Raw genomic sequence first — 6000 nt, 5'->3', positions numbered from 1 at the left:
AAGCCTTTGGAAGAACTCTCTAGTGAACTGTTTATTTTAAAACAAAAAATAAAAGATTATGAGTATCACAAACTTCCGATTAATTGCTTGAACAGTTGATCATGAGGAATATACGACTTTTGACCTTCTCTTACTTGCATTAGCGTTTCCACCCATTATAACCACCCTTCTATATATAAAACGCAACAAGAACATTTGTTCTGTTTTGATTTTAGCAACTTTTTACAGTAATTACAAGAATTTATTACATAATAAAAACAACCACTAGGATTAGTGATTGTTTGGAAAATTCCTATTTCCGTTCTAATATTCTAAGGTAAGCTGTCTATATAATGGATCTTATTTATCTTCTCTTAATTTTTCTATTTCAAGCCAGGTTTTTCTTGAATTCTCTTCTGAACGCCTTGAATTGTTACTAATCTCTTCCAGTAGAGATATGACATGACCGAATGCCATCAAGAATATCCCAGTAACTATTCCAATCAAAAATACAGGAATAAATACAGCAAAACCATCATCTCTTGCTTGATCTGCCATTATTCCTGCAACAAAAAATCCAGCTATTATCTCTATTATACCTAGCCACTTAAATATTTTTGGATACTTACTTTCCATTGATGTAACCTCCTGCTGTTTTTGTACCGCCAAGACAGTATCAGTCTATACTGGCTTTTATTTCACTCTAATAATAAGTTGGACGATCACCATCATACATTTTTTCTATTAATAAATCAATATATGTAATTAGCTAATATTAAAAATTAAGAGATTCCATAATAGAATCCCTTATCTATATTATATAATTAACCTAATAACTGTAATACTGACTGTGGCTGCTGATTTGCTTGAGCTAACATAGATTGTGATGCTTGAGAAAGAATATTTGCACGAGTCATTTCCATCATTTCTTTCGCCATATCCACATCCCGAATACGTGATTCCGCTGCAGATAAGTTCTCAGATGAGTTATCTAAATTTGAAATAGTATGCTCTAAACGATTTTGGAATGATCCTAAATTAGAACGTTGTGCTGAAACTTTTTCAATCGCATCATTAATTGCAGTAACTGCTGCAGAAGCACTTTCATGAGTGGATACATCTAATGCAAACTCTGTTTTATTATTATCTGTACCATTCGTTACACTTTCTACTTCAGTATAAGCAGCGCCTTCAACGCCATCGACACTTCCTCCTGCGTCAGATCCAGCTACACCAAGTGCTGCAGCTCTCATATCACCAATGTTAATTTGCATACTTTGACCTTGATTGGATCCAATTTGGAATTTAGCAGTAAAATCACTACTTGTTGCTCCGTCTGTAATAGATATATCATTACCAGCTTCTCCACCTTCAGAAGCTACTATATTAACAGATCCAGCTCCATCATCTGATACATCGATTCCCTCGATATCATCTAAAGCATTTGCGATATCTGATGCTAATTGAGCTTGACCTGAGCTAACATTCGTTTGGTTTTCCATAACAGCTATAGCTGAACTAATATCGATCCCTAGAGCTTCACCTGTATAATGACCATCACTTGAGTTATAAAACTCAACTGCTTGACCGTTAACAGTTAAACCAGTACCTGCTAGATCACGAATTTCTCCACTGGTTAAGTTGGTTAAATCCATTGTCCCACTTGCTTTATCTAATAAAGTCTCACCAATAGAAGCATCTCCGCCAGCATTTACCGTGTTCGTATTTGAACCACTTGTATCTAACATTTTCCCTTGATTTCCAGCTAGATCATTTACAGCAGTAAGTGTTAAATTACCAGAAGAGACTGATGTATCATAATTTCCTGCTAACTTTTCATTTTCAGCAATGACTGCCTTTAAAGCATCTTCTACTGCACTTGCCACAGTTCCAGACGCAGTTGTTCCTGTTGAGATAGAAACAGTTGCAGAAGTAGCCGTTGCACTATCCGTTACATAACCATCTGAACCTCCAGAAGCAAAAGAAATAGTAATCTCTTGAATATTACCGTCTGTATCACCAAGCTTAAACACTAAAGTTTCAGAGTCTGCATCTCCACCTGAAACAGCGTTAAAATCAATAGTTTGTGTTGCGTTACTATAAGTTGTACCACCACCAGATAATTCACCAATTGCTAAGTCATCTAATCCAGTTTCTTTTACAAAAACTTGTTCGTCACCTTTAAGTATTTTTTGCGTGTTGAATTCTGTGGTATTACCAATACGGTTAATCTCAGAAGTTAATTCATTAATCTCTTTTTGGATTTCTTCACGATCAACATCAACGTTTGTATCGTTTGAAGCTTGTGTCGCAAGTTCACGCATACGTTGTAGGATATTGTGTGTTTCATTTAATGCACCTTCAGCTGTTTGAATCATCGAGATACCATCTTGTGAGTTACGACTTGCTTGATCTAAACCACGAATTTGCGCACGCATTTTTTCAGAAATCGCTAAACCGGCTGCATCATCACCAGCTCTGTTAATGCGAAGACCTGATGACAGCTTTTCCATTGCATTTTGTTGTGCTCCTTGATTAATTCCCATTTGACGGTAAGTATTTAGTGCCGGTATGTTGTTGTTAATAATCATTTTTCATAACCTCCGTGTAATTGTCATTTTGTTTCGTGCACATCCGTATGCACTCATTCTAAGATTTTATTAAAGTGTGGAATATGTCTCGCTTTATCTCTTCCTCCACACCACCTCCTTAAAATTATAAAATTAGCACTTGAACTTGAATTCTATGATGCTGGCGTTATGGCTTTATTAGATTTCAATGGTTTTGGTGGAATAACTACCTTTTGAGCTAGTTTTTCTTCGTGTACTTCACCTCGAACAATCGGTACTTCCTTCGGTGCATCAATCGCTAGTCTCAGCTGCCCACTTGTACCTTTAATGACTTTGACGATAATGTGATTGTCAATCACGACGTATTCCCCAGGTTTTCTTCCTAAAACTAACACTTTTATTCCTCCTTGAATGGTTATGACTGATCCTAATTTTGGAAAACAAAAAACGAGCAAATAAGTATCTTCACCTTACCGGTGCATCCTGCATGGCTTGGCTAACCTATCTGCTCGTCCTGAGCTTTTGAAATATTTAATTATATATCTATGTTAAAAACTATGATGGTTGTTTTTCGCCGCGGTGGATCGCTACGTCTTTCGGTGCATCAATCGCTAAGCGTAACTGCCCCTTTTTGCCTGCTACCACCCGCACTGTAATTCGGTCATCAATCTTAATCGACTCCCCAGTTTTACAAGTCAGTACGAGCACGGACAGCTCCTCCTTCCTGGAAGATTCCCTTAATCATATTGTAATATTTTTACATTTAGAAGCCAAGAAAGGACGAGAACAGAATGTAAATCCATTGCCTCTTGCAATAAAAACGCATTCGAACTCGTCCTGAGTTACCTTGCTATTGGATTTTGGACTTCTTACTTTATTTATCGGAAGTCGGTTAGGAATGTTAAGTGTTTTTATCAATAATTTTATAAATATATTTCAACGAACTTTTGGTTCATCAGCTATGTCCGGTATCTCAGGGAATAAAAACAATTTCTCTAAAAATTCATTTGAATACTTATCAAGCTCTGGATCATTATACACATGGTATTTTAATAATTCTGCTTCTGACATTTGAATAGGCTTATCCATTTGATTAATCCAATCTGATTCATGGCTATCCTTATTAAGAGATTGGAAAGCCGATCTTTGAATATTATTTTTAGTAATTCTATTATAGCCATAATACATCATTTCGAAATTACATAGATCTTCAATATATTGAACTTCGTTAGCAGTTAATACATCCATCCACTTATTAATAAAATCACTTGATATAGTATTGGTATCTTTATAAGCGGAATTATTAGTCCATGTATTTCCCTTCCCATCACGAAAGGAACTTATATCAACCATTTTTTCATTATATTCTAATTCTAAAAATCTACATATTTTTTTAACTTCTTCTTTAGTGTTTGTAACCAGATCTTCATATTTTACAACATAGACATTATCACTATAATATTTAGCATTATACATACCATATAATACAGATTTACGCCAATTTTTCACTAGAAAATCTAAAGGATAATCGTGTCTTAAGTTTTGAGTAGATTTTAATCTAGATGCAATTAAAGATCTTGGATCCCGAATAATTTGAACAAACTTCATTTCATTTAATGATTGATAAAGAGGATGGAAAAACTCTTCAATCCATGCTGTTTTAAATCCTATATGTGTAGTTGAATTATCTCCGTAAGCATTTTTTAAAGCCCTATATAATGCGAGTAAAAGAGATTTATAGTCATCTGCCTCAATTTTTTTTACATAAGGAATCACCAATGGAGACGATGTCTCGGCAAAACTATTAATGGTATCTTTAATATTATCCAAGTTTCTGTTTAATGGTATTTCTAACTTTGCATTCATAATTGCATGTTTTTTATGTGTATTGTTCCCATAAAAATAATCATGCAACGGTTCTTCTTTATTATAATCAATCCCCAATTCTTCAAACAAAGCATTTCTAAATTCACGAAAAAAACCAAAATACGGATCAGGCGGGGCTATTGAATTCGGGTGAGCATCAAGTATTCTAGAAATCAACGTTGTCCCTGATCTAGGCATACCCGTAATTATATATGGTTTCTGTTCCAATGTTTACTCGTCCTTTCCTAATTTAATTGAAAATCAAAAGAAGCAATATCTTCCCGTTCTTTTACTATTAATAGATTTTTATTGTAAAGATCATACACAATATCTAATACATCACTAACTGGTAAGCCAGTAATGTAACTGATATCAATTAAATCGTTAGTTCCATCAGCATATGTGAGAACATTAAGTATATCTCTTACCCGATTTGCAGAACCTTTTTTACTTATAGTCGGATACAAACCTCTTTTTCCTAGCTGTGGTTCTCCTAAACAATTCACCATAAATTTTTCATTTTGCTCTATTAACTCGATACAGGCTTTATAAATATCAAAAGCTCCTTGTAATCCATTTGGTGAAACAAAATCTAGATTATCCAATGACGTGTGATATTCCGGATATTCCCAATACTTTGTACGCATAATACTAGCAATTGGTAAATCAATACCTGGACTACAATATTGTCTTTCGTCACTTCCTCTTTCAAGGAATGAATATTTCTTAAAGGATATATCGCTATCTTCCATTATTTTTAGTGCCACACGATCTGATAATGTATTTCCATAACGAGAAGGAAGAAAAGAGTACTCTAAATCATCACCAACACAAGTAATATTAAATCCAGCTATAATATTCTCCTTCATTTCTTCTAAATTTCTACTTAAATAAGTTAAAGCGCCTATTGTTTCAGGAACAAAAACAATCCGATAAGTATACTTTCGTTTTTTAGTACGTAACCACTTTACTAGATGGGATAATAAGACTGGGCCTGACAATTCGTTATTTGCCATAGAAGGGTGACATATGTATGTGGATAAGAAAACCTCTTCACGCTGTTCACCTGGAATAATTAATTCTCCATAGGTAAGACTTCCATTTTCTAATGAACTATCAATTTTGACATAGTATTCTCTATCAGTTAATTTCGTTCTGTCCCCATGACGTATACAAAAGCCCCAACGTTCTTTGTAATATGAAGTAACATAAGGAATGGCATTTGGCTGATCCGGTAATGAGTATAAATGTTCTTCTAATTCTTCACGAGTTACTCTTTTATCAACGGGAACAGAATAACCCATTACATGTAAATTATTTTGTTGAAAATCAATAATCTTTTCTCCTTGATCATTTTTAACATAAGCATCATTGATGTTCCATTCTCTTGGAATTGTCCAATCAAATACTTCCGTACCGCTAGGAACCTCCTTCACTTCAAGTGGTATATGTTCTTGAATATCCCTTAAAGTTTCTCTAACACCCTCACCAGTTATACTTCTGCAAATTGGAAATAATTTCTCCATTAATTCATACATTTTTAATCCTTCACTAGCCATTAAATTAACCCTACCTTTATATTCGC

6 protein-coding genes are annotated in these 6000 nt (G+C 34.4%); all 6 read right to left on the bottom strand.

The window, feature by feature from the left end; translation table 11 throughout:
* Window positions 1-339: 339 nt before the first annotated feature.
* On the bottom strand, window positions 340-615 hold the full coding sequence (locus GHD00_RS14610) for a hypothetical protein (protein WP_163538899.1): 276 nt from the start codon (window positions 613-615) through the stop codon (window positions 340-342).
* A 188-nt stretch (window positions 616-803) separates the two neighbouring features.
* On the bottom strand, window positions 804-2570 hold the full coding sequence (locus tag GHD00_RS21310; protein WP_163538898.1) for a flagellin N-terminal helical domain-containing protein: 1767 nt from the start codon (window positions 2568-2570) through the stop codon (window positions 804-806).
* Between the two features lie 152 nt (window positions 2571-2722).
* The gene (locus tag GHD00_RS14600; RefSeq protein ID WP_163538897.1) at window positions 2723-2944 is read right to left on the bottom strand and encodes a carbon storage regulator; all 222 of its coding nucleotides are present in this window, start codon (window positions 2942-2944) and stop codon (window positions 2723-2725) included.
* A gap of 160 nt (window positions 2945-3104) precedes the next feature.
* Complete coding sequence (locus tag GHD00_RS14595; protein ID WP_163538896.1) at window positions 3105-3257, bottom strand: carbon storage regulator; 153 nt, start codon at window positions 3255-3257, stop codon at window positions 3105-3107.
* Window positions 3258-3485: 228 nt separating this feature from the next.
* Window positions 3486-4643: a sulfotransferase family protein gene (locus GHD00_RS14590; protein WP_163538895.1), complete on the bottom strand. Its 1158-nt coding sequence runs from the start codon at window positions 4641-4643 to the stop codon at window positions 3486-3488.
* A 17-nt stretch (window positions 4644-4660) separates the two neighbouring features.
* Window positions 4661-5974, bottom strand: coding sequence for a DUF4910 domain-containing protein (locus GHD00_RS14585; protein WP_163538894.1), 1314 nt, complete (start codon window positions 5972-5974; stop codon window positions 4661-4663).
* Window positions 5975-6000: the final 26 nt, after the last annotated feature.

This window comes from Gracilibacillus sp. YIM 98692 (assembly GCF_010993965.1).
In the GTDB taxonomy this organism is placed as follows: domain Bacteria; phylum Bacillota; class Bacilli; order Bacillales; family Amphibacillaceae; genus Gracilibacillus.
Note: the sequence above shows the minus strand (reverse complement) of the source record. Positions and strands in the feature narration are given on the sequence as shown.